We start from the raw sequence: 25,534 nt of genomic DNA on the forward strand, positions 1-25,534 counted from the left end.
CGCCCCCGGACCCGCCCCGAGGAGACCTGATGGCCAAGCTGTACTTCCGCTACGGAGCGATGAACAGCGGGAAGAGCACGTCGCTCCTGCAGGCCGCGCACAACTACGAGGAGCGCGGGCACCGGGTGCTGCTGGCCAAGCCGGCCGTCGACACGAAGGGCGAGGAGCTGATCGTGTCGCGGCTCGGCGTGACCCGTCCGGTGGACATCCTGTTCGAGCCCGACGGCGACCCGGTGGCCGTCTTCACCGCCGCCCGGGCCCGTGTCCTGGCCGAGTCGAAGCGCGACGTGAGCGCTCTGCTCGTCGACGAGGCGCAGTTCCTGCCGGAGTCGCACGTCGACGATCTGCTCCGGATCGCCATCCTCGAGAACGTGCCGGTCCTGGCCTACGGCATCCGGACGGACTTCCGCACCGCCGCGTTCCCGGGCAGCAGGCGGCTGCTGGAGATCGCCCACAGCCTCGAGGAGCTGAAGACGATCTGCCGGTGCGGGCGCAAAGCGATCTTCAACGGGCGCGTCGTGGACGGCCGCTTCGTCTTCGACGGCGATCAGGTCGCGATCGACGGAACGGCGGTCACCTACGAATCCCTGTGCGGGGCGTGCTACCTCCAGGAGAGCCGCGGCCGGCTCCGCGGCTGACCGGTCGAGCGTTCCTCACCGGCGCGACACCCCTCCGAAACGAGGAAGTGGGTAGCCTGACGACGTGACAACACCGGAAACGGAATTACGCCTTTCGAAGCAGCAGGAAAGGTCGGGGGAAACGATGACGGCGCAAGGGGCACCGCTGAGGCGTCGGCCGTCGTGGGAGCAGGACTACCGGCGACGGCTGCTCATCACGGACGTCGTCGCGATCGTCCTCTCCGTCTTCGGCACGCAGCTCTTCTGGTTCGACCTGAACCTGAACTCGGACCTGGGGTTCAAGAACCCCGCCGACATCGCGGTCAGCTACACCTGGGTGTCCGTCGCCCTGTCGGTCGGCTGGCTCCTCGCCCTCCAGGTCTTCGACACGCGCGACCGCCGGATCGTCGGCACCGGCTACGTCGAGTACCGCCGCGTCGTCGACGCCTCCATCTGGCTCTTCGGCATCGTCGCGATCATCGCCTACCTGCTCCAGATCCTGCTCGCGCGGGGCTACATCATCACGGCGTTCCCCGCCGGGATCGTGCTGATCTGCGTCGGCCGCCTGGTCTGGCGCTCCTGGCTCACCCGGCAGCGCCGGGCGGGCCGCTTCTCGAGCCAGGTCGTGCTCCTCGGCTCCCGCGCGAGCGTCCTGCACACCGCGCGCGAGCTGCGCCGCGGCACCGAAGCCGGCTACAAACTCGTCGGCGCCGTCTCGACCTCGGTCGGCGGGGCGGAGGCGCTGCAGAGCGAGCAGGAGCTCTCGGGCCTCGCGGTCCACGGGTTCACGGGGATCGACGGCGTCCGCGCCGTGATGGACGCCACCGGCGCCGACACGGTGGTCGTCACGAGCTCCGACGAGCTGGCACCGCAGCGGATCCGCGAGCTGAGCTGGACCCTCGAGCCCGGGCGCGAGCACCTCGTCGTGGCGCCGAGCCTCACCGACATCGGCGGTCCGCGCATCCACACCCGCCCCGTCGCGGGCCTTCCGCTGATCCACGTCGAGACCCCGCGCTTCGACGGCCGCCAGCGGTTCGCCAAGCGCCTCTTCGACATCCTCGCGTCGACCATGCTGATCATCCTCAGCGCGCCGGTGCTCATCGTCGTCGCCGTGCTGGTCAAGGCCACCAGCCCCGGACCCGTGCTCTTCCGGCAGGAGCGCATCGGCCTGAACGGCGCGACCTTCGAGATGCTGAAGTTCCGCTCGATGGTCGTCGACGCCGAGGCGCGACTGGCGGCTCTCGCGTCGCAGCAGCGTGCGGAGGGGAACTCGATCCTCTTCAAGATGGCGAAGGACCCGCGGGTCACCCGCGTGGGCGCGATCCTCCGTCGCTTCAGCCTCGACGAGCTGCCCCAGTTCCTGAACGTGTTCCGCGGCGACATGTCACTGATCGGCCCCCGCCCGCCCCTGGCGCGCGAGGTCGAGCAGTACGAGGAGCACGTGCACCGCCGCTTCCTGATGAAGCCCGGCATCACCGGCCTCTGGCAGGTCAGCGGACGCTCGAACCTCTCGTGGGAGGACACCGTCCGCCTCGACCTGTACTACGTCGAGAACTGGTCGATGACCGGCGACATCGTGATCCTCTTCAAGACCGCGCGCGCCGTCCTCGCCCGCGACGGGGCGTACTGATCGCCGCGGGGAGGGGCGCCGAGCCCCGCACCCTGTCCGTCTCGGTCCTCGAGACCCCGTTCCGCGTGGTCTTCGGACGCGGTGTCGGCGACGAGGACGCGGCGCGGATCGCCGACAGCTGGGCCGCCTGCGCGTCCGAGCCCGACGCGGCAGCGCGCGACGTCCTCGCCGAGGTGGGGCACGATCCCTCCGTCCCGGTCGACGGCTCGCCCCGGGTCTCGAGCGCCACGCTCGCGCAGCTCGAGGAGTCCCTCACCTCGACGCTGACCCTCGAGGCGATCGGCGCCCGTCGCGCCGACCTGCTGATGCTCCACGCCTGCGGGATCTCCGACGAGTCCGGCCGCGTGCTGGCCTTCGTCGCTGCGTCCGGGACCGGCAAGACCACCATCGCCCGGACGCTCGGGTCCCGCTTCGGCTACGTCACCGACGAGACGGTCGGCGTCACCCCGGAGGGGCGCGTCCTGCCCTATCCCAAGCCCCTGTCGGTGAAGCCGCTCACCGGGTCGGCGCCGAAGGCGCAGCTCGCGCCCGGGTCACTCGCCCTCCGACCGGTCCCGGAGGCGCCCCTGCGGCTCGCGGGCGTCGTCCTGCTCGAGCGCCGCGACGGCGTCGGGACGCCCTTCCTCGAGCACGTCGACCCGGTCGACGCGATCGAGGACCTGGTGCCGCAGACCTCCTACCTCTCGGCCCGCCCACGGCCGATCGCCGATCTCGTCCGCACCCTCTCGGCGGTGGGCGGCGTCCGGCGACTGGTCTACTCGGAGGCCGCGAGCGTGGTGCACCTGGTCGAGGAGGCCTTCGTGTCCCTCGGCACCGAAGCGCCGTCCGCCTGGTCCGAGGTGGTCTCCGTGCCGCTCGACGCGGTGCGCGAGGCCCTGCCCGGCATCGTCCTGCGCACCCCTGCGGACGACGCCGTGGAGCTCCCGGACGGCGAGCTGCTCGTCTTCTGCGGCGACACCCTCGTGCGCCTGTCCGGCATCGGCCCGACGATCTGGCGGCACGCCGGCCAGGGCTCCGATCTGCCCGGTCTCGTCGCCGCGGTGCTCGAGGAGGCGGGCCCGCCGCCCGCCGGCGTCGATGCGGAGGCGGTCGTCGAGTCCGCCCTGGTCGAGCTCGAGGGCCTCGGTGTGATCACGAGAGGGACTCCGCCGCAGCCCACCCCCGACGGGTGGCACGGTTGACGCGCCTGGCGCCGAGGGCGCGGAAGCGCTGTGTCAGAATTCGGAAGAACCCGTCTCCGGCACCCGCCGCGTGATCCGTACCAGCGAAGGAATCTGACTCTGTGGAACTTCGAGACGTCCTCCGGCTGCTGCGCGACCACTGGATCCCGATCGTCGCGGCGATCCTCCTCGGCACTCTCGTCGCCTTCGGCTGGTCGCTGACGCAGAAGCCTCGCTACGTCGCCGACTCGCAGGGACTCGTCTCCGTCGCCACCACCGGTGCCGACGACGGCCAGGCGATCTACACGCAGCAGATCGCGCAGTCCGTCGCCAAGTCGAGCCTCGCCACCTACGTCCCGATCGCCACCTCGCGCGACGTCGCTCAGATCGCGATCGACAGCCTCGGCCTCGACGTCTCGCCCGCCACGCTGATCTCGGCGATCACCGTGCAGGCCGACACGGTCGCCCCGGTGATGAAGGTCAGCGCCACCGCCTCCACCCCCGAGGGCGCGCAGAAGCTCGCCGACGCCTGGGTCGCGGCCATCGCCACCAAGGTGCAGCAGGTCAACCAGGAGACGGGCGTCGGCGACACGGTCTCCCTCACCGTCCTGCAGACCGCGGCGCTCCCGTCCTCGCCGGCCTTCCCGAACCTGCGCCTCGTCCTCGCGGTCGGCGCGCTCGCGGGCCTCGTCCTCGGCCTCGTCTACGCGTTCGTCCGCAACACGCTGGACCGGCGCATCCGCACCGCCGAGATGGTCGAGCGCCTGTTCGACCTCCCCGTGGTCGGCACCCTCCCCGTCGACAAGCGCCTCAGCGAGACCAACCGCATCGTCCCCGAGGCCGACACGACCGACTACATCAAGGCCGACGGCAAGCACGCCCTGGCCGAGTCGCTGCGCGAGCTCCGCACCAACCTGCAGTTCATGAACATCGACAGCCCGCCGCGCATCATCGTCGTGACGAGCCCGCTGCCCTCGGACGGCAAGTCGACGGTGACCGCGAACCTCGCGGTGACGCTCGCCGCCTCCGGCCAGCGCACCGTCGTCGTCGACGGCGACCTCCGCAAGCCCACCGTCGCCAAGTCGTTCGGCCTCGTGCCCGGCGTCGGCCTGACCGACCTGCTGATCGGCAAGGCCGAGCTGCAGGACGTCCTGCAGCCGTGGGGCCCGTCCGGCAATCTCTGGATCCTCGGCGCCGGGTCGATCCCGCCGAACCCGTCCGAGCTGCTCGGCTCCAACGGCATGGACATCCTCCTGCACGAGATCGCCCGCGAGGCCATCGTGATCGTCGATGCGCCGCCGCTCCTGCCCGTCACGGACGGCGCCATCCTCACCGCCCGCACCGACGGCGCGCTCGTGGTCATCTCCGCGGGCAAGACGACGACCGACGAGCTCGGCAAGGCCATCCAGAACCTCGAGCGGGTCAGCGGCCACACCCTCGGCGTGATCCTCAACCGCGTGCCCGCGCGCGGCCAGGTCGGCCGGGGCTACGGCTACTACTACACGAGCTACTACGGCTCCGAGCGATCGGGCGCCCGACCGGACACGGCCGTCGAGGCCGAGCCCGCGTCGACCTCGGCCTGAGCGCCCCGCGATGATCTTCCCGGGAGACGACTCCGCCCGCCCCGCCCGCCGGAGCTGGCGACCGGACGAGCCGGTCGCCGCCTCCGCCGCCCCCGTCTTCACCGTGCTCTCGGTCTGCACCGGCAACATCTGCCGGTCCCCGATGGCCGAGCAGCTGCTGCGCGCCGCACTCGCCGACGCGACCTCGCTCGAGGGAGGTCCGCTCTTCGCGTTCACGAGCGCCGGAGTGAGGACGCGCGACGGACTGCCGATGGACCCGGTCTCGGCCCGCTTCTCGGCCGAGCACGGGGGAGACCCGGCCGCGCACACGAGCGCGGTGCTCGGCGACGCGACCGTCGGCGACGCCGATCTCCTGCTCACGATGACCCGCGACCACCTGGTCGACGCCTCCCGGCGCTTCCCGTCGCTCCTCCTCCGCGGCTTCACGCTGCTCGAGTTCGCCCGCGTGCTGCCCTTCGTGCTGCGGGAGGTGCCGCTGCCGACGGTCGAGGACCCCGCCGCGCGGCTCCGCGCCGTCGTGCGCCTCGCCGCCGCGCACCGCGGGCGCGCCCCGCGGGTCGAGGGCGGCGACGACATCGAGGACCCGATCGGCCGCAGCGAGGCCGTGCACGAGCGCGTGGCGGCGCAGATCGCGGCCGCTGTCGCCGACGTCTCCCGTGATCTGAGAGCATTGGCGCGGCGGTAGTCGCGCGTCCCCGGTCGCGCTGACGCCTCGCCGCATCGCATCGCTCCTCCTCACCGTCGCGACCGCGACACGAACCCGCCACGATTCGGAGAACCCCTGTGAAGCTTTCTGTCATCGGCTGCGGCTACCTCGGTGCCGTCCACGCTGCCGCCATGGCCGAGCTCGGCCACGACGTCATCGGCATCGACGTCGACCAGAAGAAGATCGACGCCCTGGCCGCCGGCACCGCGCCGTTCTTCGAGCCCGGCCTCCCGGAGCTGCTGTCCTCCGGCGTCGCCTCCGGCCGCCTGCGCTTCTCGACCGACATGGCCGACGCCGCCGGTGCGGCCGTGCACTTCGTCGCCGTCGGCACTCCGCAGAAGCCGGGCGAGAACGCCGCGGACATGACCTACGTCGACTCGGCGATCGACGGTCTCCTGCCCTACCTCGAGGCGGACTCCCTCGTCGTCGGCAAGTCGACCGTGCCCGTCGGCACCGCCGCCCGCCTGGCCGACCGCATCGCCTCCTCCGGTGCGACCCTCGCCTGGAACCCCGAGTTCCTCCGCGAGGGCTTCGCCGTGAAGGACACGATCAGCCCCGACCGCCTCGTCTACGGCGTGCCCGCGGGCGAGGCCGGAGCCGCGGCGAAGGCGACCCTCGACGAGGTCTACGCGACCGCGCTCGCCGCCGAGACCCCGCTCGTGGTCACCGACTACGCCACCGCCGAGCTGGTGAAGGTCTCGGCCAACGCCTTCCTCGCGACCAAGATCTCGTTCATCAACGCGATCGCCGAGATCGCGGAGGTCACCGGCGCGGACGTCACGCAGCTCGCCGACGCGATCGGCTACGACGTGCGGATCGGCCGCCGCTTCCTGAACGCGGGCATCGGCTTCGGCGGCGGCTGCCTCCCGAAGGACATCCGCGCCTTCTCGGCCCGCGCCGACGAGCTCGGCGTCGGCGAGTCCGTCGCCTTCCTCAAGGAGGTCGACGCGATCAACCTGCGTCGCCGCCAGCGCGTCGTCGACCTCGTCACCGAGGGCCTGGGCGGCTCCGCCGAGGGCCGCCGCATCGCGGTGCTCGGTCTGGCGTTCAAGCCGGAGTCGGACGACATCCGCGACTCGCCGTCGCTCGACGTCGCCGCGCGGCTGCACGACCTCGGCGCGATCGTGGTCGCGACCGACCCCGAGGCGATCGAGAACTCGCGCCGCCGCTACCCCGAGATCACCTACACGACCGATGTCGACGAGGCGCTGGCCGGTGCCGACGCCGTGGTCGTCGTGACCGAGTGGAAGCAGTTCCGCGCCCTCGACCCCGCGGCCACGGCGGCGAAGGTGGCCAACACCTTCCTCGTCGACGGTCGCAACTGCCTCGACCCCGCCGCCTGGCGTGCGGCCGGCTGGGAGTACCGCGGCCTCGGCCGCTGACGCGGCGGAGCCGTCGTCTCAGCGGACGCGGCTCGGCTGATCCGCCACGACGCCGGAGGTGCCGCGGAGGGGGATGTGCGCGAAGGCGTCGTCCCACTCCGCCGCCCTCCGGCGTCGTCGTGCGCGGACGATCATCCGGAGCAGCACGCCGGCGACCGCGCCGAGGAGAGCACCGGAGGTGTTCATCACCACGTCGTCGACGGTCGCGAAGCGCGCCGAGAGGAAGAGGAGCTGGCCCGCCTCGATCAGCGAGCTCACGACGGCGCCGACGGCCACAGCGACCCACGCCCTCCGGAGCCGCAGGTTGAGCGCCAGGAGCAGCCCCAGGGGGACGAACAGGGCGATGTTGGCGGTCGACTCGATGAACGCGTAGTCGACCATCGGGAGGCCGTGCCGGGCGAACCAGGAGGTCACCCGGCCGAGATCGCCCCGCATCCCCGCATCGACGGGCGTCGGCCAGAAGGCGATCGCTGCGAGGGCGACCACGTACGGCACGCCGATCGCGAGGGTGAGGCGGGTGAGCGACCGGGTCACGGTGCTCCTCTCGTCGGTCGTCGGGCGGGGGCGGCGACGACGGCGGAAGAACAGTCTCGCTCCCGGCTGCTGGGATCGGGCCGGGAGGCGCGGAGGAGCGGGCTGAGGCGCGCCCGTGCGCACGCACTCCGCGCGCCGCCGTGGGTGCTCGAGCCGGGGAGCGCAGCCCGGTCATCGCGGCAGCTCCGCCGACGATCCGGCTCCGCCACGGCTGAGCCCTCGCCCGGGGTCCAGCTCAGGACGGCGGGCGAGCCCCGCTGCAGCAGGACTCCGGAACGCCCCGGGAACGACGAAGCCCGGCCGGATCATCGATCCTGGCCGGGCTTCTCACCGGTCGGGGTAGCGGGATTCGAACCCACGACCTCCTCGTCCCGAACGAGGCGCGCTACCAAGCTGCGCCACACCCCGGTGTGCTCATCACGGAGAACCGCTCACGAGCCTCGACAATAGTAGCCGATTTCCGGACCGCCGTCGGACACCCCTCGTCAGACCGCGGGGGTGAGCGTCACGAGGGTCACCTCGGGCCGGCAGGCGAAGCGCACCGGGGCGTAGATGGAGGTGCCGACTCCGGCCGACACGTTGAGGTGAGAGCTGCGCAGTCCGTTGTCCCACGTCGTCGAGCCGGCGACCTTGCCGCGCGGGATGTCGCAGTTCGTGACGAGGGCGCCGAAGCCCGGGACGCAGACCTGGCCGCCGTGCGTGTGCCCGGCGAGGATCACCTCGGCACCGCGGGCGACGAAGTCGTCGAGGATGCGCTGGTAGGGCGCGTGCGCCACGCCGATGCTGACACCCGCCGGTCCGTCCTCCGCGCCGCGCAGCTCGTCCACGGCTCCCGCGACGAGGTCGATGCGGTCCAGGCCGATGTGAGGGTCGTCGACGCCGAAGAACTCGATGCGCGTCCCCTTCACCGTGATGCTCTCGGCGCGGTTGTTGAGGTCCACCCAGCCGAGCCCGCCCGAGAAGAAGCCGGTCAGCCCCTCGGTGTCGAGATCGGCCTCGTGCTGCCGGGGGTTCTTGGAGGGGCCGACGAAGTAGCGGAGCGGGTTCTTGATCCGAGGGCCGAAGTAGTCGTTGGATCCATTGACGAAGGCGCCGGGGATCCCGGCGAAGGGCTCCAGAGCCCGGCGGATGCCGAGCACGCCGTCGCGGTGGCCGAGGTTGTCGCCGGTGTCGACCACGACGTCGGGCGCCAGGGCGAGGAGCGAGCGGATCCACTCCTGCTTCTTCGTCTGCCACGGAGCCATGTGCAGGTCCGACACGTGCAGGATGCGGATCGGCTCGGAACCGGCGGGCAGCACCGGGAACGACGCGCGCCGGACGGTGAACAGCGTCCGCTCGACGCCGATGCCCCAGGCCGCGGCGACGGCTCCGGCCGCAGCGACGGCCGCGAGGGCGGTGGTGAGGGGGCGACGGGTGCGTCCGGTCATGGGTCCTTCTCTCGCACGTCGGCCGCGAGCGCGGCCGCGTTCATTCTGCCGGACGCTCCCTCGGGAGCAGCCGGGGGTGCCGGGGCTCAGCCCGCAGGCGGCGGGGCGGCCTGTCCGGCGCTGATCTGCAGGGTGATCTCCGCGCCCCGGGAGACGCGCGACCCGGCGGGAGGGTTCGTCTGGGCGACCGTCCCCGCCGGCCGGTCGGAGGGCACCGGAGAGGTGTCGACGCGGACCGTGAAGCCGACGGAGCGCAGGCGTGCGGCGGCCGCAGAGGGGCTCTGGCCGGTGACCTGGGGCACGGCCTCCTGCGGAGCGTCGACGAGCGAGCGGACGGGAGCCGGGAACGCCGTCCCGCCGTACTTCGCGTCGGCGACGCGCATGATGCGCGGCCAGATCTGGTGGCGCACCTGGCCGGCGTTCACCCGGTTGAGGCTGAATCCGCGCATGGAGGTGAAGCCGGTCACATTGCCGACCCAGGTGGCGGTGGCGACCTCGGTGCTCGCGCCGACCATCCACGTGTGCAGGGCGTCGTCCGTGGTGCCGGTCTTGCCGATGTGCGGCACTCCGGTGCGGGGGTTGGAGGGGGCGCCGGTGCCGCCCGTGACCACCTGCTGCAGGGCGTACCCGGCGGTCGCGGCCACCTCCTCGGACATCCCCTGGCTGCACTCGGAGGCGGGCGGCGCGACGTCCGCGCCCGTGCGGTCGACGATGCGGTCGATCGCGATCGGCGTGCAGACGGTGCCCTTGTTCGCGAAGCCGGCGAAGGCCGTGGCCATCGTGAGCGGAGCGATCTCGTTGGTGCCGAGGATGGTCGGCGCGAGCTTCTGCAGCTCGGTCCCGTCGGCACGGTGCACGCCCATCGCCAGCGCCGTGTTGCGGATGCCGCAGAGGTCCAGCTGCTGGGCCATGGCGGCGAACGAGGTGTTGATCGAGCCGGTCGTGGCCTGCAGGGCCGTGGTCACTCCTCCGTTGCCGCCCTCGTCGTTCCCGGGGTTCCAGGACTCGCCGTAGTAGACGCCGTCGGGCTCGCAGCTGTCCCGGAAGGTCGTGTAGGCGCGGCGGGTGCCGTCCACGCTCTCGCCGAGCGAGTGCCCCTCCTGGAGCCACTCCGCGAGGGTGAACACCTTGTAGGTCGAGCCGACCTGGAAGCCCGAGGAGCCGCCGTAGCCGAAGTCGGTGTTGTAGTTGACGCTCGTGTAGTTGGGGCCCGTCAGGTTCGGATCGTTGGAGTAGTCCTTGTTCTGGGTCATCGCGAGGATGCGGCCGGTGCCGACCTCGACCGAGACGCTCGCGCTGCCGATGTTCACGTTCGCCATCGACTTGGGCACCCAGTCGTCGGTCGCCGAGACGGCGGCCTGCTGCAGGTCGGAGTCGAGGGTGGTGTAGATCCGGTAGCCGCCGCGCTTGAAGGTGGCGTCGCGCTCGTCCTGGCTCGCACCGAACGCGTCGTCGTTCTTGATGACCCAGGTGACGTAGTCGCAGAAGAAGGCCGCGACTCCGGCCGTCTGGCAGCCGGTGCTCGGCTCGGTGATGTCCGGTGCCACGGGCTCGGCGACGGCCGCCTGCGCCTGCTCGGACGTCACCTTCGACTCGAGGTCCATGCGGGTGACGATGTAGTCGCGCCGGTCCCGGGTCTGCGGGTAGCCCTCCGCGGCGGGGTTCGCCGGGTCGCCGGGCCGGTCGAAGCGGAACTTCTCGGGGTTGTTCACGATCGCGACGAGCGCGGCGGACTGCGCGAGCGAGAGGTCCTTCGCGCTCACTCCGAAGTAGTAGCGAGCGGCCGCCTCGACGCCGTAGACGGTGCCGCCGAACAGGGCGATGTTGAGGTAGCCCAGCAGGATGTCGTTCTTCGGGTACTCCTTCTCGAGCCCGATGGCGAGCCGCATCTCGGCGACCTTGCGCTCCGGAGTGGTCTCCGTGGCCTCGCGGTAGGCCGCGTCCCGCTCGATCGGATCGCTGAGCGCCTCCGCCTTCTGCACGAGCACGTTCTTGACGTACTGCTGCGTGATGGATGAGCCGCCCTGCACCTCCCCGCCGAGGGCCGTCGTCGCGGCCGCGCGGACCGTGCCGAGCAGATCGATGCCGCCGTGCTCGTAGAAGCGCGGGTCCTCGGAGGCCACCACGGCGTCCTTGACGAACGGCGAGATCTCGTCCCAGCCCACCTCGACGCGGTTCTGGGCGTAGAAGGAGGCGAGCAGCACGTCGCCGCCGGAGGAGTCCTTGGCGTAGACGTCGCTCTTCTCGGCGAGCGTGCCGATCTCGAGGTACTCGGGGAGGTTGTCGAACATCTCCACCGTGTTGCCGGCGGCCATGCCGCTCAGCGCGATCGCCGGCGTCACCGAGGCGGCCACCAGGACTCCCGCGACGACGCTCATGGCGACGATGCCGATCAGACCGCCGACGGCGCCCCCGATGGTCTTCACGACTCTGGTCCCGCCCTGCCCCGACATAGAATCAGCGTAGTCGCCGCGCTCGGACGAGCCGCGGCGCTCATCCCGCCGACGCGCGGCGCTCAGCAGTCGTCCCGCACCGGCCGCACCCGAGGAGAGCCATGTCCGTCCCGCGCTGGGAGTACATCACCACCCCGCTGATGATCCACAACACCACGGCGATCCTGAACACCTGGGGATCCGAGGGCTGGGAGCTGGTCCAGATCGTGACCGGTCCCGAGGGCGGCCTCGTCGCGTACCTCAAGCGCCCCGTCGCCGAGGCCGGCGCGTGATCGCCGAGCGTCTCGCGGAGCTCGGCGTCGAGCTGCCGGCGGTGGCGGTCCCCGCCGGCGCCTACGTCCCCGCCGTCGTGCACGGCGGCCTCGTCTACACGGCCGGGCAGATCCCCTTCGTCGACGGTGCTCTGCCGCTGGTCGGCAAGGTCGGCGCCGAGGTGTCGCCCGAGCAGGCGAAGGACCTGGCCCGCACCTGCGCCCTCAACGCGCTCGCGGCCGTGGCCGACGCGATCGGATCGCTCGACCGGGTGACGCGGATCGTCAAGCTCACCGGATTCGTCGCCTCCGCCGCCGGCTTCACCGGGCAGCCCGGCGTGATCAACGGCGCCTCGGAGCTGCTCGGCGACGTGTTCGGCGAGCCCGGACGCCACGCGCGCTCGGCCGTCGGGGTGGCGGAGCTGCCCCTCGGCGCTCCCGTCGAGGTCGAGCTGATCGTCGCCTTCGACTGACGCACCGCCCCCTCCGGCCGCTGCGGCGGGAGGGGGCGGCGCCCGGTCAGTCCGCGGCGATCGCGGAGGAGATCACCGCCATCACCTGCGTGTCAGCGAGCGTCGTCGTGTCGCCCACGGCGCGTCCCTCCGCCACGTCCCGCAGCAGCCGGCGCATGATCTTGCCCGAGCGGGTCTTGGGCAGCTCCTGCACCACGAAGATCCGCTTCGGGCGGGCGATCGCGCCGATGTGCTCGGCGACGTGCGCCTTCAGGGCGGCCTCGAGCTCGTCGTGCCCGTGGGCCAGCGCCTCGGCCTGGCTCGCCTTCGCGATCACGAACGCGACGACCGCCTGGCCGGTGGTCTCGTCCGCGGCTCCCACGACGGCCGCCTCGGCGACGACCGGGTGCGAGACGAGGGCCGACTCGATCTCGGCGGTCGAGAGGCGGTGGCCGGAGACGTTCATGACGTCGTCCACGCGCCCCAGAAGCCAAAGGTCGCCGTCCTGGTCGCGACGCGCCCCGTCGCCCGCGAAGTAGCGGTCGCCGAACTTCGACCAGTAGGTCTCGACGTAGCGCTCCGGGTCGCCCCAGATGCCGCGCAGCATCGCCGGCCAGGGCTCGGTGATCACGAGCAGTCCGCCCTCGTCGGCGCCGACCGGCGTCCCGGAGTCGTCGACCACGTCGATCGAGATCCCCGGCAGAGCGACCTGCGCGGACCCGGGCTTGAGAGTCGTCACCCCGGGCAGAGGGGACACCATCATCGCGCCGGTCTCGGTCTGCCACCAGGTGTCGACGATGGGGGTGCGGCCGCCGCCGATCACGTCTCGGTACCAGACCCACGCCTCCGGATTGATCGGCTCGCCGACCGATCCGAGCAGGCGCAGGCTCGAGAGGTCGAAGCGCTGAGGGATCTGCCGGCCGAGCTTCATGAAGGAGCGGATCGCCGTGGGCGCCGCGTAGAGGACCGTCACGCCGTGCTTCTCGACGATCTCCCACCAGCGGCCGGGATGCGGGCTGTCGGGAGTGCCCTCGTACATCACCTGGGTGGCGCCGTTGGCGAGCGGGCCGTAGACGACGTAGCTGTGCCCGGTGATCCAGCCCACGTCCGCGGTCGACCAGTAGACGTCCGACTCGGGGTGCAGGTCGAAGACCGCGCGGTGCGTGAAGGCGACCTGGGTGAGGTACCCGCCGCTGGTGTGCAGGATGCCCTTGGGCTTCCCCGTCGTGCCGCTGGTGTAGAGGATGAAGAGGGGCTGCTCGGCGGGGAACGGCTTCGCGACGTGGTCGGCGTCGACCGCCACGATCTCCTCGTGCCACCAGAGGTCGCGGCCCTCGTGCCAGGCGACCTCGTTGCCCCCGCGGCGCACGACCAGGACGTGCTGGACGCTGGACTCGCCGCCGAGGGCGAGCGCCGCGTCGACCGCCGGCTTCAGGGGCGAGACGGCGCCCTTGCGCCAGCCGCCGTCGGCGGTGATGACGAGCGTCGCCTCCGCGTCGTCGATGCGCGCGCGGAGGCTCTCGGCGCTGAAGCCGCCGAAGACGACGGAGTGGACCGCGCCCAGCCGGGCGACGGCGAGCATCGCGATGACCGCCTCCGGGATCATGGGCAGGTAGATCGCGACGCGGTCGCCGGCGCGGACGCCCAGGCTCGTGAGCAGGTTCGCGGCGCGCTTCACCTCGGCCGTGAGCTCGGCGTAGGTGATCGAGCGGGAGTCGCCGGGCTCGCCCTCCCAGTGCAGGGCGACGCGGTCGCCGTGGCCCGCCAGGACGTGCCGGTCGAGGCAGTTGTAGGCCACGTTGAGCTCGCCGTCGTCGAACCACTTCGCGAACGGGGGCTCGCTCCAGTCGAGGGTGCGCGTGAAGGGCCGGTGCCAGTGCAGGAGCTCGCGGCTCCGGTCGGCCCAGAAGGCGAGGCGGTCGGCCGAGGCCTCGTCGTAGAGCGCGGCGGTCGCGACCGCTCCGGCAGCGAGATCGGCCGGCGGCGGGAACCGGCGGGTCTCGTGGAGGAGGTTGTCGATGGCGTTCCGGTCGGCGGCCGGGGCGTCGGGGGGAGTGGACATCTGCGATTCGCTCCTTCGCGAGTGAGACGTTCGCCGGCCCGCGCGGTCGGCGTCGCACCACCGTAGCGCCCGCTTCCGACGGGGATCGCCGCGCGCCGGAAGCTGAGTGCGGGGCGGGTGTCGGATAAGAGTCCGCAGAGAACGGGATCCGGGCTTGGCGAATCGCGATCCGTCCCCTACAGTTGCATACGGCCGAATGAACTTCGGCCCAGCGGCGCAAGTGATTCCCCCCAATCCAGCGCCGCCGAGGCGGCACCTGTTCCCCCCAATGGGTGCCGCCCCCTTCTTCCCGCCGGATCCGGCGGACGGACGCCCCCGCTCGAGCCCTGCTCGCGGGGGCGTCTCCGCGTTCCGGGTCTCTCCGGCCCAGCGGCTCCCGGCCGGTCGGGTGCTCCTCCACAGGAGCGGACACGGGCGTCCGTCCCCGGATCACCCGCCACCGCTCCCACGGCGCGCTGCCGGCTCCTAGCGTGCCGGGATGACCCGCGACTTCGTCCCCCTCGTCCCCGCCGAGCACCGCCGCGATCCGCTGCCCGCCCGCCCGGCCGCCGCCGCGCTCGGACTGCTCGCGCCGCACGCCGCGGACCCCGCGGTGACCGACCTCTTCGTGAACGGCGGCGCGGGCCTCTGGATCGACCGGGGCGGTGGTGCGGAGCGGGTGCCGGAGTGGACGCTCGACGCCGCCGGAGCACGGCGGCTGGCGGTGGCGCTGGTCGCGGCAGGCGGGCGGCACGTCGACGAGGCCAGCCCGTGCGTCGACGTCCGGCTCCGCCACGGAGTCCGCGTGCACGTCGTGCTGCCGCCGGTGGCCACCGGCGGAGCGCTCGTGTCGGTGCGGGTGCCCCGGGCGGAGTCCTGGTCGCTCCGGGAGCTGCAGGCTGCGGGGATGCTGGACGACGACGGCGTGCGGCTCCTGCGCCGGGCGGTCCGCGAGCGGTGGAACCTGCTGATCACGGGAGCGGGCGGATCGGGGAAGACCACCCTGCTCGGCGCCCTGCTCGGGTGCGCGGCGCCGACCGAGCGGATCGTGGCGATCGAGGACGTCGGCGAGCTCCGGCCGGCGCATCCGCACGTCGTCTCGCTCGAAGCGCGGCAGCCGAACCTCGAGGGCGCCGGGGCCGTGGGCCTGGATCGGCTGGTCCGCGAGGCGCTGCGGATGCGGCCCGACCGCCTGGTCCTCGGAGAGTGCCGCGGTGTCGAGCTGCGCGAGTTGCTCTCGGCGCTGAACACCGGGCACGACGGCGGTGCGGGGACGCTCCACGCGAACTCCCTCGCTGACGTGCCCGCGCGGCTGGAGGCGCTCGGGGTCCTCGCAGGGCTGGGGCCCGAGGCGATCGCGCGGCAGACCGTCAGCGCGATCGACCTGGTGCTGCACCTGGAGCGCCGGGGTGGACGACGGCGGCTCGCGGCGTCCGGGACGTTCGCGCTGGACGCGAGCGGGCGGCTGCGGGTCGAGGAGGGGACGCTGCCCCGCGTCTCCAGGTCGGGCGCGTGACGCGTCGCGACGGCCTGGACGAGGTCGCGGCCGTGGTGCACCGGCTGGCCGTCCTCCTGGCGGCGGGCGTGGCTCCGGCGTCGGCGCTCGGACATCTCGCCGGTGCGGAGGGGGCCGGCCGCGGGGACGCGCGGCGGAGGCGCCTCCTCCGGGCGGTGTCGGAGGAGACGGGGCGCGGCGGCGACGTGACCGAGGCGCTGCTGCGTGGAGTCCCCGCTTCTCGGCGGAGCGGACGGGAGCGTCGGCCGTCGAGGCGGCGGGCGCGAGACACCGGTGAGGCGACCGCGTGGGCGGCGCTGGCCGCGGCCTGGCGGGTGGCCGCCGACTCCGGCGCGCCGGTCGCCGCTGCTCTCGGCGAGCTGGCGGAGTCCCTGCGCGAGCTGGCACGTGCCCGCCGGGACATCGAGGTGGCTCTGGCCGGTCCCTCCGCCACCGGGAGGGTCGTGAGCGCGCTGCCGCTGGCGGCGCTGGGTCTGGGGGCCCTGCTGGGCTTCGACGTCATCGGCGTGCTCCTCGGGACGGTGCCCGGTGCGGCCTGCCTGGTCGGGGGAGCCGGGCTGATGGCGGCCGCGCACGCGTGGACGCGGCGGCTCGTCCGAAGCGCGGCCCCGCCGGATGCGGCGCCCGGACTCGCGCTCGACCTCCTCTCGGTGGCGCTGGCCGGCGGCGGCTCGATCGAGTCGTCGCGCGCCCGGGTCGTGGCGGCGCTCGCCGAGTGCGGGCTCGACTCGGGCGAGCGCGTGCTCTCCGACGCGGACCCGGTGCTCGCCCTCTCCGCGGCGGCGGGCGTGCCGGCGGGACACCTGCTCCGGAGCGAGGCGGCTCTGGTCCGGGCGCGGGCGTCCTCCGGGGCGCGGGAGCGAGCCGCTCGGCTCGGCGTGACCCTGATGCTGCCGCTCGGGGTCTGCGTGCTGCCGGCGTTCCTGCTGCTCGGAGTGGCTCCGATGGTCGTCTCGGTGCTGCTCTCGACGTTCTCGGTGGCGGCGTGACGGGGTCGACCGCTCCTCCACAGGGGCGCGATCGGGAGGCGTCTCCACGGATCGGCCGGAGGGTCGATCGGCGGGATCGGGAGTCCGCGATCCTCGGAGGAGGGGGCACGGAGCGGGGCGGAACGGAGCAGGACAGATGAGCGGTGACACGGCGATCAGCGGCGGAGGAGCGACGCGGAGTCGGGGAGTCGGCAGGAGCAGGGATGCGGGCGTGGGCGGGGGCGGAACGAGCCGGGGCTCGAGGAGGGGCGGAGATGCGGCGTCCGGTGGAGAGGCGGGCGTCGGCGTCTCGGCGGGCCGCGTCGGGTGGCGCCGACCCGGGTGGGGACTGCTCGGCGCTCTGGGCGACGAGGAGGGGTCGGCGACGGCGGAGTACGCGATCGCGACGATGGCCGCGGTCGGGTTCGCCGGGCTGCTGGTGGTCATCCTCAAGGGCGACGAGGTGCGGAGCATCCTGACCGACCTGGTGACCCGCGCGCTCACCGCGGCGGGATGAGGGGCCTCCCGCTGCTGCGCGGGCGGCTCGTCCAGGAGGAGGGGTCGGCCACCGCCGAGCTCGCGCTCGTGCTCCCGGCGGTGGTCGCGGTGCTGGCACTGTGCCTGGGGTCGGTGGCGGCCTCGGCGCAGTACGTCCGGCTCGTGGACGCGGCGGCCGACGCGGCCCGGTCCGCAGCCCGGGGCGACGACCCCCACGCGCCGCTCGCCCGGGTGGCGGGGGCGTCGCTCACGGCGGGGGAGCAGGACGGACTGGTCTGCGTCGACGTCGCGGCTCGGCTGCGTCCGCTCCCGGCCGTGTCGCTCCCGGTCTCGGTCCGGTCCTGCGCGTTGGGCGGAGGCGGATGATCCGCCGGCTTCCCGGGGCTGTCCGCGACCGGGAGGAGGGATCGGCCGCGGTCGTGGCCGTCGGAGTCGTCGCGGGCACGATCCTGGTGACGGCCGCCGTGCTCGCCGGCTGCGCAGGAGTCGTCGGGCACCAGCGAGCGGTCGCGGCCGCGGACGCCTCGGCCCTGGCAGCGGCCGACGTCGCCTCCGGTCTGCTGGCCGGGGATCCGTGCGGGCGCGCCGCCGCCGTGGCCCGCGCGAACGGCGCCGAGCTCGTCCTCTGCGAGGTCGACGGCGGCGTCGCGAGGGCGGAGGCGGCGGTCGCCGCGGGTCCGCTCTCCCTCACCGCGCGGTCGCGGGCCGGCCCGCCGCCCTGAGAGAGGAGGCAGCAGCGGGTGTCGTCCGCATCGAGGTGCGGACGACACCCGCGGGAGCGCGTCAGTCGGAGGAGAGCCGCTGATACCGGTACGCGGCGGCGGTCGGCAGAGCGCCCGCGCCCTCGTCGTGCTCGAGGCCGCCGGCGAGGAGGTAGATGTAGCGGGAGCCCGCCCTCGCCCCGGGGATCTCGAGGCGCGCGGCAGGGGCCTGATCGTCGCCGTAACCCCTGCGGAGGGTCTTGCCCTCCAGCGGTCCGTCGAGGAGCTTGGCCGTGTAGGCGGAGGTCGTGGTGGTGTGCGTCGTTGCCATGCCTCATCATGCGCCGATCGGCGCCGCGCGTCACCCCCACTCCTGGCAGGTCGGGCAGGCGGCTCCGAGGCGGTGTCCAGCGTCCTCCCGAGGTCCCCGTCTCCTCGGGAGGGGGCAGGACGTCCGGGGTCAGTGTGTATGGTGTGCCTGTCGGGCGCCCCCGCCGATGGGGACGCGTCGCCGTTCCCCGCACCACGTCGCCGCGCACCGTCTCCCCGCAGCAGGGGACGTCGGACCACTGGTCGTCCGACCCGACAGCACCAATCGAGGAGAACTGTGTCCGGCACGAAGAAGCTGGTGATCGTCGAGTCGCCGGCGAAAGCCAAGACCATCGCCCAGTACCTGGGCGACGGCTACGAGGTGCTCGCCTCCGTCGGGCACATCCGCGACCTCATCGAGCCGAAGAACCTCCCCCCGGAGCTGAAGAAGGGCCCGCTGGGCAAGTTCTCCGTCGACGTCGACAACGGCTTCGAGCCCTACTACGTCGTCTCCGACCAGAAGAAGAAGACGGTCGCCGACCTCAAGCGCGCGCTGAAGAACGCCGACGAGCTCTACCTGGCCACTGATGAGGACCGCGAGGGCGAGGCCATCGCGTGGCACCTCCTCGAGGAGCTCAAGCCCAAGGTCCCCGTGCACCGCATGGTCTTCCACGAGATCACGAAGGACGCGATCCAGAAGGCGCGCGACAACACCCGGGACATCGACACCTCCCTGGTCGACGCGCAGGAGACCCGCCGGATCCTGGACCGCCTCTACGGCTACGAGATCTCGCCCGTGCTGTGGCGCAAGGTCGGCCCCGGCCTCTCGGCCGGCCGCGTGCAGTCGGCCGCCACCCGCCTCGTGGTCGACCGCGAGCGGGAGCGACTGGCGTTCGTCTCCGCGAGCTACTGGGACCTCGCCACCGTGCTCGCGCCCGAGTCGGACTCCTCGGCGGGCTTCGACGCGCGCCTGGCGCGACTCGACGGCAAGCGGATCGGAAGCGGCCGCGACTTCGACGACCGCGGTCAGCTGAAGGGCGACGTCACCGTCCTCGACGAGTCCACCGCCGGGGCCCTCGCCGAGGCCCTCCGCGACCCCGCCACGACGGTCCGGGTCTCGAACCTCGAGTCCAAGCCGTACTCGCGCCGCCCCGCCGCCCCGTTCACCACGTCCACGCTCCAGCAGGAGGCGGCGCGCAAGCTGCGCTTCTCGGCGCGCCAGACGATGAGCGTCGCGCAGTCGCTCTACGAGAACGGCTTCATCACCTACATGAGGACCGACTCGCCCGGGCTGTCGCAGCAGGCGCTGAACGCCGCACGCACGCAGGCCGCGTCCCTCTACGGAGCCGAGACCGTCCCGGACAAGCCCCGCCTGTACTCCGGCAAGAACAAGAACGCGCAGGAGGCGCACGAGGCGATCCGGCCCGCGGGCGAGACCTTCCGTACCCCGGATCAGCTCTCGGGCACCCTCCGCGGCAACGACCTCCGCCTCTACGAGCTCATCTGGAAGCGCACCGTCGCCTCGCAGATGGCCGACGCCAAGGGCTCGACCGCCACCGTGACGCTGCTCGCCGAGCCGGCCGGCGACGTCGCGAAGACCGCGGAGTTCACCGCCTCCGGAACCGTCATCACCTTCCGCGGGTTCCTGCTCGCCTACGAGGAGGGGCGCGACGAGGAGCGTCACGGCGCCCGCGACGAGAAGGACGCCAAGCTGCCGGTGCTCGAGGTCGGCCAGAGCCTGGTCGTCGCCGAGGTCGAGGCCAAGGGCCACGAGACCTCGCCGCCCCCGCGCTACACGGAGGCGAGCCTGGTCAAAGCGCTCGAGGAGCTCGGCATCGGCCGGCCCTCCACCTACGCGTCGATCATCTCCACCATCGTCGACCGCGGCTACGTCACTCCGCGCGGCACCGCCCTCGTGCCCAACTGGATCGCCTTCTCGGTGGTCCGGCTGCTCGAGGACTTCTTCTCGGACCTGGTGGAGTACGACTTCACCGCCGAGATGGAGGGCGACCTCGACCGCATCGCCGGCGGCGAGGAGGACCGCGTCGCCTGGCTCAACCGCTTCTACTTCGGCGGAGGCACGCACCCCGGGCTCCGGCATGTCGTGGACAACCTCGGCGAGATCGATGCGAAGAGCATCAACTCCGTCCGGATCACCGACGACATCACCCTGCGCATCGGCAAGTACGGCCCCTACCTCGAGGTGGCCCAGGAGGAGGGGCAGGAGACGCCCCGCCGCGTCAACCTGCCGCTCGAGCTGGCCCCCGACGAGCTCACCCCCGCCAAGGCGCAGGAGCTCGTCGACGCGCCCGTGCAGACCGACCGCGTGCTGGGCAGCAACCCCGACTCGGGCAAGACCGTCGTCGTCAAGGACGGGCGCTTCGGCCCCTACGTGACCGAGGTCGATCCGGAGCCGGAGACCACGGCCGACCCCACAACCGGCGAGGTCGTCGAGCCCGCGCCCGCGAAGCGCGGCGCGAAGAAGCCCGCAGTGGTGAAGCCGCGCACCTCCTCCCTCTTCAAGTCGATGGACGTCGCGTCGATCGACCTGGCGACGGCTCTGCGCCTGCTCGACCTGCCGCGCACGGTCGGCGACGACCCCGAGAGCGGCGAGCCGATCACGGCTCAGAACGGCCGGTACGGCCCGTACATCAAGAAGGGCACCGACAGCCGGTCCCTCACCAGCGAGGACCAGATCTTCGAGGTCGACCTGCCGACGGCGCTCGAGATCTTCGCCCAGCCGAAGTACGGGGCGCGACGCGCGTCGAGCGCGCTGAAGGAGTTCGAGGCGGACCCCGTCAGCGGCAAGCCGATCCGGATCCGCGACGGACGATTCGGCGCCTACGTGACCGACGGCGAGACCAACGTCACGATCTCCAAGGGCCTGACGATCGAGGAGATCGACTTCGAGCAGGCGGTCCAGATGCTCGCGGACAAGCGCGCGAAGGGCCCGGCCAAGAAGGCTCCGGCCAAGCGCGCGCCGGCCAAGAAGCCCGCGGCGAAGACCACAGCGGCGAAGACCACGGCGGCCAAGACCACGGCGGCGAAGACCACCGCGGCGAAGACCACCGCGGCGAAGACCACCGCGGCCAGGACCACGGCGGCCAAGACCACCACGGCGAAGACGACCGCGGCGAAGAAGCCCGCCGCGCCCCGCGCCACCGCTGCGAGCCGCGCGGCTGCCGCGGCCGCCGCCGAGACGTCGGACGCGACGGAGTCGTGACCGGGCTGTTCGTCACCCTCGAGGGCGGGGACGGCGCGGGCAAGACCACGCAGGCCCGGCTGCTCGAGGAGTGGCTGGGCACGCGGGGCGAGACCGTCGTCCGCACCCGCGAGCCCGGGGGCACCGAGGTGGGCGTGCAGATCCGCGAGATCGTGCTGCACCACCGCGGCGAGATCGACCCCCGGGCCGAGGCCCTGCTCTACGCGGCGGACCGCGCCCAGCACATCGGGACGCTCGTGCGACCGGCGCTCGAGCGCGGCGAGGTCGTCGTGCAGGACCGCTACATCGACTCCTCCGTCGCCTACCAGGGAGCCGGGCGAGTCCTCGACGCCGTCGAGGTCCGGCGGCTGTCGGAGTGGGCCACGCACGACCTGAGGCCCGACCTCACCGTCCTGCTCGATCTCGATCCCGCCGTCGCGCGGGGCCGGCTCGACGCGGCCCGCACCCGCTTCGACCGGCTGGAGGCCGAGAAGGCGGAGTTCCACGGGCGCGTGCGCGAGGCGTTCCTGGCGATCGCCGAGACGGACGCCGAGCGCTTCCTCGTCGTGGACGCCGCTCTCCCGGTCGAGGAGATCGCGGCCGCGGTGCGGGAGCGGGTCGCCGCCCTCCTCGACGGCGCGCCGGCTGTCGGTGCTCGCGGTTAGCCTGGTGGCATGACCGTCTGGAGCCAGCTCGTCGGGCAGGAGCACGCTATCGGCGCCCTGCAGGACGCCTCGACGCCCCGGGACGACCGCGGCCGGGAGTCGTCGTCGATGACGCACTCCTGGCTCATCACCGGCCCTCCCGGGTCCGGCCGCTCGAACCTCGCCTACGCCTTCGCCTCCGCACTGCTCTGCCGCCACGGCGGCTGCGGGGAGTGCCCCGACTGCCGCCAGGTCGCCGCGCGCTCCCACCCCGACCTCGCCGTGCTGACGACCGAGCGCGTGATCATCTCGATCGACGAGGTGCGGCGGCTGGTCAGCAGCTCGCAGTACTCGCCCTCGGTGTCGCGCTACCGCGTCATGGTCATCGAGGACGCCGACCGGATGAGCGAGCGCACCTCCAACGTGCTGCTGAAGGCACTCGAGGAGCCGCCGGAGCGCACGGTCTGGATCCTGTGCGCCCCGAGCGAGGCCGATCTGCTCCCCACCATCCGCTCCCGCGTCCGCTCCGTGCGGCTCCGCGTGCCGAGCGTCGAGGACGTCGCCGGTCTCCTCGAGCGACGCGACGGGGTCGACCCCGAGACCGCCGAGCGCGCCGCCCGCCAGGCTCAGAGCCACATCGGGATGGCGCACCGCCTGGCGACCGACGCGAACGCGCGCGAGCGCCGCGAGGAGACGCTCCGCATCGCCCTGCGCCTCCGCGGCGTCTCGGACGCGGTGCTCGGCGCGGCGCGGATGATCGAGGTCGCGACCGAGGACGCCAAGGCGATCACGCTCGAGCGCGACGAGGCCGAGCGGCAGCAGGCGCTGCGCTCGCTCGGCGTCGAGCCCGGGGGCACCGTGCCCGCGCAGCTCCGCTCGCAGCTGCGGGCGCTCGAGGAGGACCAGAAGCGACGCGCGACCCGGAGCCTCCGCGACGGCCTCGACCGCATCCTCGTCGACCTGCTCTCCCTCTACCGCGATGTGGTGCGCCTCCAGCTCGGGGCGCCCGGCGGCGTCATCAACGAGGAGGTCCGGACCGAGATGACCGCGCTCGCCGACTCGACTCCGCCCGACCGCACGCTCGCCGTCCTCGACGCGATCGCGACCGCCCGGCAGCGGATCGACGCGAACGTCTCCCCGGTCCTCGCTCTCGAGGCTCTGCTCGTGGTGGCTGCTCGCCGTCCGGTGGCCGCGTGAGGCGGGGGCGCCGGTCGGCCGTCGTCGTCGCGCTCGTCGCTGCGGCGTCCCTCCTGACCGGCTGCTTCGCGCCCGGCCCGACCGTCGACCGGACCTCCACCCCGTATCCGCAGACCGTCGACGACTCCCTGGAGCGCTTCTACTCGCAGGTGCTGGTCTGGGACGACTGCGGCGACGGCGCTCTCTGCACCGACGCGACCGTCCCGCTCGACTGGGACGTCCCGTCGGGGGAGACGGCGTCGATCGCCCTGGTGCGCCGGCCCGCGACGCAGGGCCCGGCGATGGGGTCCCTGCTCGTGAACCCGGGCGGGCCGGGAGCGTCGGGCGTCGACTTCATCCGCGACAGCGCCGACTACGCGGTCGACTCCGCGCTCGCGGCCCGGTACGACGTCGTCGGCTTCGATCCGCGCGGAGTGGGCGCCTCCACCGCCGTCTCGTGCCTCGACGCCGCGGGCCTCGACTCCTACCTCTACGACATCACGCCGGGGGAGCGGGGCAGCGACGAGTGGATCCAGGCGCAGCGCACGTCCGCCGCCGCGTTCGCCGCCGCCTGCGCGGAGCGCAGCGGGCCGCTGCTGCCCGAGGTCGGCACCCCGAGCGCCGCCCGTGATCTCGACGTGCTGCGCGCGGCGCTGGGCGACGAGACGCTGCACTACCTCGGCTACTCCTACGGCACGTTCCTCGGAGCGACCTACGCCGGGCTCTTCCCGGACCGGGTCGGCCGCCTCGTCCTCGACGGCGCGATCGATCCGGCGGCGACCTCGTTCGACGTGGTGCGTGAGCAGGCGAAGGGGTTCGAGAGCGCACTGCGCGCCTACCTCGCCGACTGCCTCCGCTCGGACGACTGCCCGTTCACGGGCGCCGTCGACGCGGGAATGGCCCAGCTGGAGCGCATGCTCGCGGACGTGGACGCCTCGCCGATCCGGGCCGCCGACGGCCGTGAGCTCGGCGCGAGCACGCTGTTCACCGCGATCGTCTACCCGCTCTACGACGCCACGGCGTGGGGAGCGCTGAGCGAGATGCTCGCCGACGTGCGCCGGGGCGACCCCGCGGTCGCGTTCCAGTACGCGGACGCGTACAACGGGCGCGACGCGGACGGCCGGTACGCGGACAACACCACCGAGGCGTTCTTCGCGATCAACTGCGTCGACTACTCCTACGACGCCGACACCGCCTCGATGCGCGCCGACGAGGCCGCTCTCGAGCAGGCCGCGCCGACGATCGGCCGCTACATGGCCTACGGCGACATCCTCTGCAGCGAGTGGCCGGCGGCGTTCGAGGGCTCCCGCGAGCCGATCACCGCGGAGGGCTCGGCGCCCATCCTGGTCGTGGGCACCACGAACGATCCCGCGACGCCCTACGTGTGGGCGCAGGCGCTCGCCGGCGAGCTCTCCGCCGGCCGTCTGGTCACCTACGACGGCGAGGGGCACACGGCCTACAACAAGTCGACGTCCTGCGTGAACGACGCGGTCGACGCGTACCTGCTCGAGGGGACCGTCCCGGAGGAGGATCCGCAGTGCTGACCGAGCAGGAGCGGCCCCGCGAGCAGCAGCCCGGGCTCCGCGAGCGCAAGCGCCTGGCCACTCGGCGGGCCATCGAGATCGCCGTCCTCCGGCTCGCGAGCGAGCGCGGGCCGGAGCGTGTGACCATCGAGGACGTCTCGCGCGCCGCCGACGTCTCCACGCGCACCTTCTTCAACTACTTCGCCTCGAAGGAGGACGCGCTGGTCGGCGGGCTCCCGGTCATCGCCGACGAGACGGCGGCGGCGTTCGTCGCGGGCCGGGGCGCCGTGCTCGAGGACCTGCAGCGGGTCTTCGTCGCCGCGATGGAGGAGCCGCTCGAGGAGGACCGGGAGCTGCACGTCCTCCGCCGCGCGCTCTTCCGCGAGCACCCGCATCTGGTCGGCTTGAAGATCGCGGGCATGCGCGAGTTCGAGCTCGCGGTCGAGGGGCTCGTCGCCGAGCGACTCGGACGGGAGGACGAAGACGCGGAGCGGGTGCGCAGCCGGGCGCGGATGCTGACGCTCCTCGGGCTCGCCGCCGTGCGCCACGCCTGGGCGGCGTGGGTCGATCACGACGGCCGGGAGGCTCTGCCCGGACGCATCGCCCGCTCCTTCGAGGAGCTGCGCGGCGCGCTCGCCTGAGCCGAGCGCGGCGGCCGCGGCCGCCGTCCCCGGAGCCTCTGCTCGACCGCGCCGCCCTGATTCACGCCCGGGCGCGCGAGCAGGCTATGCTGTGTAATCGTGTCCGGGGCTCAGGCCCCG

23 protein-coding genes and 1 tRNA gene are annotated in these 25,534 nt (G+C 73.0%); 18 read left to right on the top strand and 6 right to left on the bottom strand.

The genetic code is table 11. The annotated features are described in order from the left end of the window. Positions 1-29: 29 nt before the first annotated feature. From C5C24_RS12220 to C5C24_RS12245, 6 genes are all read left to right on the top strand, one after another. On the top strand, positions 30-638 hold the full coding sequence (locus C5C24_RS12220; RefSeq protein ID WP_104227256.1) for a thymidine kinase: 609 nt from the start codon (positions 30-32) through the stop codon (positions 636-638). Positions 639-762: 124 nt separating this feature from the next. Beyond that, on the top strand, positions 763-2,247 hold the full coding sequence (locus tag C5C24_RS12225) for a sugar transferase (protein ID WP_104276322.1): 1,485 nt from the start codon (positions 763-765) through the stop codon (positions 2,245-2,247). A 65-nt stretch (positions 2,248-2,312) separates the two neighbouring features. Further along, a complete protein-coding gene (locus C5C24_RS12230; protein WP_104276323.1) occupies positions 2,313-3,428 on the top strand; it encodes a hypothetical protein in 1,116 nt (371 codons plus the stop codon). 101 nt (positions 3,429-3,529) lie between these two features. Next, entirely contained in the window at positions 3,530-4,990 is a 1,461-nt protein-coding gene (locus C5C24_RS12235) for a polysaccharide biosynthesis tyrosine autokinase (RefSeq protein WP_104276324.1), read from the top strand. Positions 4,991-5,000: 10 nt separating this feature from the next. Then, positions 5,001-5,675: a hypothetical protein gene (locus C5C24_RS12240; RefSeq protein WP_104305082.1), complete on the top strand. Its 675-nt coding sequence runs from the start codon at positions 5,001-5,003 to the stop codon at positions 5,673-5,675. Between the two features lie 98 nt (positions 5,676-5,773). Beyond that, complete coding sequence (locus C5C24_RS12245) at positions 5,774-7,078, top strand: UDP-glucose/GDP-mannose dehydrogenase family protein (protein WP_104305083.1); 1,305 nt, start codon at positions 5,774-5,776, stop codon at positions 7,076-7,078. Positions 7,079-7,096: 18 nt separating this feature from the next. On the opposite strand, the gene C5C24_RS12250 is transcribed toward C5C24_RS12245, so the two are convergent. The 4 genes from C5C24_RS12250 to C5C24_RS12265 all read right to left on the bottom strand — a co-directional run bounded on the left by C5C24_RS12250 (position 7,097) and on the right by C5C24_RS12265 (position 11,492). Continuing rightward, entirely contained in the window at positions 7,097-7,612 is a 516-nt protein-coding gene (locus C5C24_RS12250) for a VanZ family protein (protein WP_258065208.1), read from the bottom strand. Positions 7,613-7,946: 334 nt separating this feature from the next. Beyond that, positions 7,947-8,020: transfer RNA gene (locus C5C24_RS12255), tRNA-Pro, on the bottom strand. A gap of 77 nt (positions 8,021-8,097) precedes the next feature. Then, on the bottom strand, positions 8,098-9,039 hold the full coding sequence (locus C5C24_RS12260; RefSeq protein WP_104305084.1) for a metallophosphoesterase: 942 nt from the start codon (positions 9,037-9,039) through the stop codon (positions 8,098-8,100). Positions 9,040-9,125: 86 nt separating this feature from the next. After that, positions 9,126-11,492 carry a transglycosylase domain-containing protein gene (locus C5C24_RS12265; RefSeq protein ID WP_104305085.1) on the bottom strand — a complete coding sequence of 789 codons (2,367 nt, stop codon included), beginning with the start codon at positions 11,490-11,492 and terminating at the stop codon, positions 9,126-9,128. A 101-nt stretch (positions 11,493-11,593) separates the two neighbouring features. On the opposite strand from C5C24_RS12265, the gene C5C24_RS18005 reads away from it, so the two are divergent. Both C5C24_RS18005 and C5C24_RS12270 read left to right on the top strand, forming a co-directional pair. Beyond that, positions 11,594-11,764, top strand: a complete 171-nt coding sequence (locus C5C24_RS18005; protein ID WP_164861113.1) for a hypothetical protein — start codon at positions 11,594-11,596, stop codon at positions 11,762-11,764. Next, complete coding sequence (locus C5C24_RS12270; protein WP_219812876.1) at positions 11,761-12,216, top strand: RidA family protein; 456 nt, start codon at positions 11,761-11,763, stop codon at positions 12,214-12,216. The genes C5C24_RS18005 and C5C24_RS12270 overlap by 4 nt, the downstream gene beginning before the upstream one ends. A 46-nt stretch (positions 12,217-12,262) precedes the next feature. Here the strand turns inward: C5C24_RS12270 and acs are convergent, their stop codons facing one another. After that, positions 12,263-14,257: an acetate--CoA ligase gene (gene acs, locus C5C24_RS12275; protein ID WP_104305086.1), complete on the bottom strand. Its 1,995-nt coding sequence runs from the start codon at positions 14,255-14,257 to the stop codon at positions 12,263-12,265. 478 nt (positions 14,258-14,735) lie between these two features. Between acs and C5C24_RS12280 the strand changes: the two genes are divergently transcribed. From C5C24_RS12280 to C5C24_RS12300, 5 genes are all read left to right on the top strand, one after another. Then, positions 14,736-15,752, top strand: coding sequence for a TadA family conjugal transfer-associated ATPase (locus C5C24_RS12280; protein ID WP_104305087.1), 1,017 nt, complete (start codon positions 14,736-14,738; stop codon positions 15,750-15,752). Next, positions 15,749-16,741, top strand: a complete 993-nt coding sequence (locus tag C5C24_RS12285) for a type II secretion system F family protein (protein ID WP_104305088.1) — start codon at positions 15,749-15,751, stop codon at positions 16,739-16,741. Before C5C24_RS12280 ends, C5C24_RS12285 begins: the two co-directional genes overlap by 4 nt. A 328-nt stretch (positions 16,742-17,069) precedes the next feature. Beyond that, a complete protein-coding gene (locus C5C24_RS18580; protein WP_104280822.1) occupies positions 17,070-17,237 on the top strand; it encodes a DUF4244 domain-containing protein in 168 nt (55 codons plus the stop codon). Then, positions 17,234-17,584 carry a TadE family type IV pilus minor pilin gene (locus tag C5C24_RS12295; RefSeq protein WP_104305090.1) on the top strand — a complete coding sequence of 117 codons (351 nt, stop codon included), beginning with the start codon at positions 17,234-17,236 and terminating at the stop codon, positions 17,582-17,584. Before C5C24_RS18580 ends, C5C24_RS12295 begins: the two co-directional genes overlap by 4 nt. After that, entirely contained in the window at positions 17,581-17,940 is a 360-nt protein-coding gene (locus C5C24_RS12300; protein ID WP_104305091.1) for an Rv3654c family TadE-like protein, read from the top strand. The genes C5C24_RS12295 and C5C24_RS12300 overlap by 4 nt, the downstream gene beginning before the upstream one ends. Positions 17,941-18,001: 61 nt before the next feature. Here C5C24_RS12300 and C5C24_RS12305 read toward each other — a convergent pair whose 3' ends face one another. Further along, complete coding sequence (locus C5C24_RS12305) at positions 18,002-18,250, bottom strand: hypothetical protein (RefSeq protein ID WP_104222197.1); 249 nt, start codon at positions 18,248-18,250, stop codon at positions 18,002-18,004. A gap of 276 nt (positions 18,251-18,526) precedes the next feature. Here C5C24_RS12305 and topA point away from each other — a divergent pair, with 276 nt between their 5' ends. The 5 genes from topA to C5C24_RS12330 are packed head-to-tail and all read left to right on the top strand — an operon-like array spanning position 18,527 to position 25,414. After that, positions 18,527-21,451: a type I DNA topoisomerase gene (gene topA / locus C5C24_RS12310; protein WP_104305092.1), complete on the top strand. Its 2,925-nt coding sequence runs from the start codon at positions 18,527-18,529 to the stop codon at positions 21,449-21,451. Beyond that, entirely contained in the window at positions 21,448-22,095 is a 648-nt protein-coding gene (gene tmk, locus C5C24_RS12315) for a dTMP kinase (protein ID WP_104276341.1), read from the top strand. Before topA ends, tmk begins: the two co-directional genes overlap by 4 nt. 9 nt (positions 22,096-22,104) lie before the next feature. Next, positions 22,105-23,271 (top strand): DNA polymerase III subunit delta', encoded by a 1,167-nt coding sequence (locus tag C5C24_RS12320; RefSeq protein ID WP_104280818.1) that lies wholly within the window; start codon positions 22,105-22,107, stop codon positions 23,269-23,271. Beyond that, on the top strand, positions 23,268-24,794 hold the full coding sequence (locus C5C24_RS12325; protein ID WP_104305093.1) for an alpha/beta hydrolase: 1,527 nt from the start codon (positions 23,268-23,270) through the stop codon (positions 24,792-24,794). Before C5C24_RS12320 ends, C5C24_RS12325 begins: the two co-directional genes overlap by 4 nt. Continuing rightward, a complete protein-coding gene (locus C5C24_RS12330) occupies positions 24,788-25,414 on the top strand; it encodes a TetR/AcrR family transcriptional regulator (protein WP_219812877.1) in 627 nt (208 codons plus the stop codon). The genes C5C24_RS12325 and C5C24_RS12330 overlap by 7 nt, the downstream gene beginning before the upstream one ends. The last annotated feature ends 120 nt before the right edge of the window (positions 25,415-25,534 follow it).

The sequence above is a fragment of the Rathayibacter sp. AY2B3 genome, assembly GCF_002931755.1.
Classification (GTDB): domain Bacteria; phylum Actinomycetota; class Actinomycetes; order Actinomycetales; family Microbacteriaceae; genus Rathayibacter.

Excerpts from the sequence above, each read along its gene's own strand:
- C5C24_RS12220 (WP_104227256.1), top strand. The coding sequence starts at position 30 with ATGGCCAAGCTGTACTTCCGCTACGGAGCGATGAACAGCGGGAAGAGC.
- C5C24_RS12225 (WP_104276322.1), top strand. The coding sequence starts at position 763 with ATGACGGCGCAAGGGGCACCGCTGAGGCGTCGGCCGTCGTGGGAGCAG.
- C5C24_RS12240 (WP_104305082.1), top strand. The coding sequence starts at position 5,001 with ATGATCTTCCCGGGAGACGACTCCGCCCGCCCCGCCCGCCGGAGCTGG.
- C5C24_RS12260 (WP_104305084.1), bottom strand. The coding sequence starts at position 9,039 with ATGACCGGACGCACCCGTCGCCCCCTCACCACCGCCCTCGCGGCCGTC.
- C5C24_RS12265 (WP_104305085.1), bottom strand. The coding sequence starts at position 11,492 with ATGTCGGGGCAGGGCGGGACCAGAGTCGTGAAGACCATCGGGGGCGCC.
- C5C24_RS18005 (WP_164861113.1), top strand. The coding sequence starts at position 11,594 with ATGTCCGTCCCGCGCTGGGAGTACATCACCACCCCGCTGATGATCCAC.
- acs (WP_104305086.1), bottom strand. The coding sequence starts at position 14,257 with ATGTCCACTCCCCCCGACGCCCCGGCCGCCGACCGGAACGCCATCGAC.
- C5C24_RS12280 (WP_104305087.1), top strand. The coding sequence starts at position 14,736 with ATGACCCGCGACTTCGTCCCCCTCGTCCCCGCCGAGCACCGCCGCGAT.
- C5C24_RS12295 (WP_104305090.1), top strand. The coding sequence starts at position 17,234 with ATGAGGGGCCTCCCGCTGCTGCGCGGGCGGCTCGTCCAGGAGGAGGGG.
- C5C24_RS12300 (WP_104305091.1), top strand. The coding sequence starts at position 17,581 with ATGATCCGCCGGCTTCCCGGGGCTGTCCGCGACCGGGAGGAGGGATCG.
- C5C24_RS12305 (WP_104222197.1), bottom strand. The coding sequence starts at position 18,250 with ATGGCAACGACGCACACCACCACGACCTCCGCCTACACGGCCAAGCTC.
- C5C24_RS12320 (WP_104280818.1), top strand. The coding sequence starts at position 22,105 with ATGACCGTCTGGAGCCAGCTCGTCGGGCAGGAGCACGCTATCGGCGCC.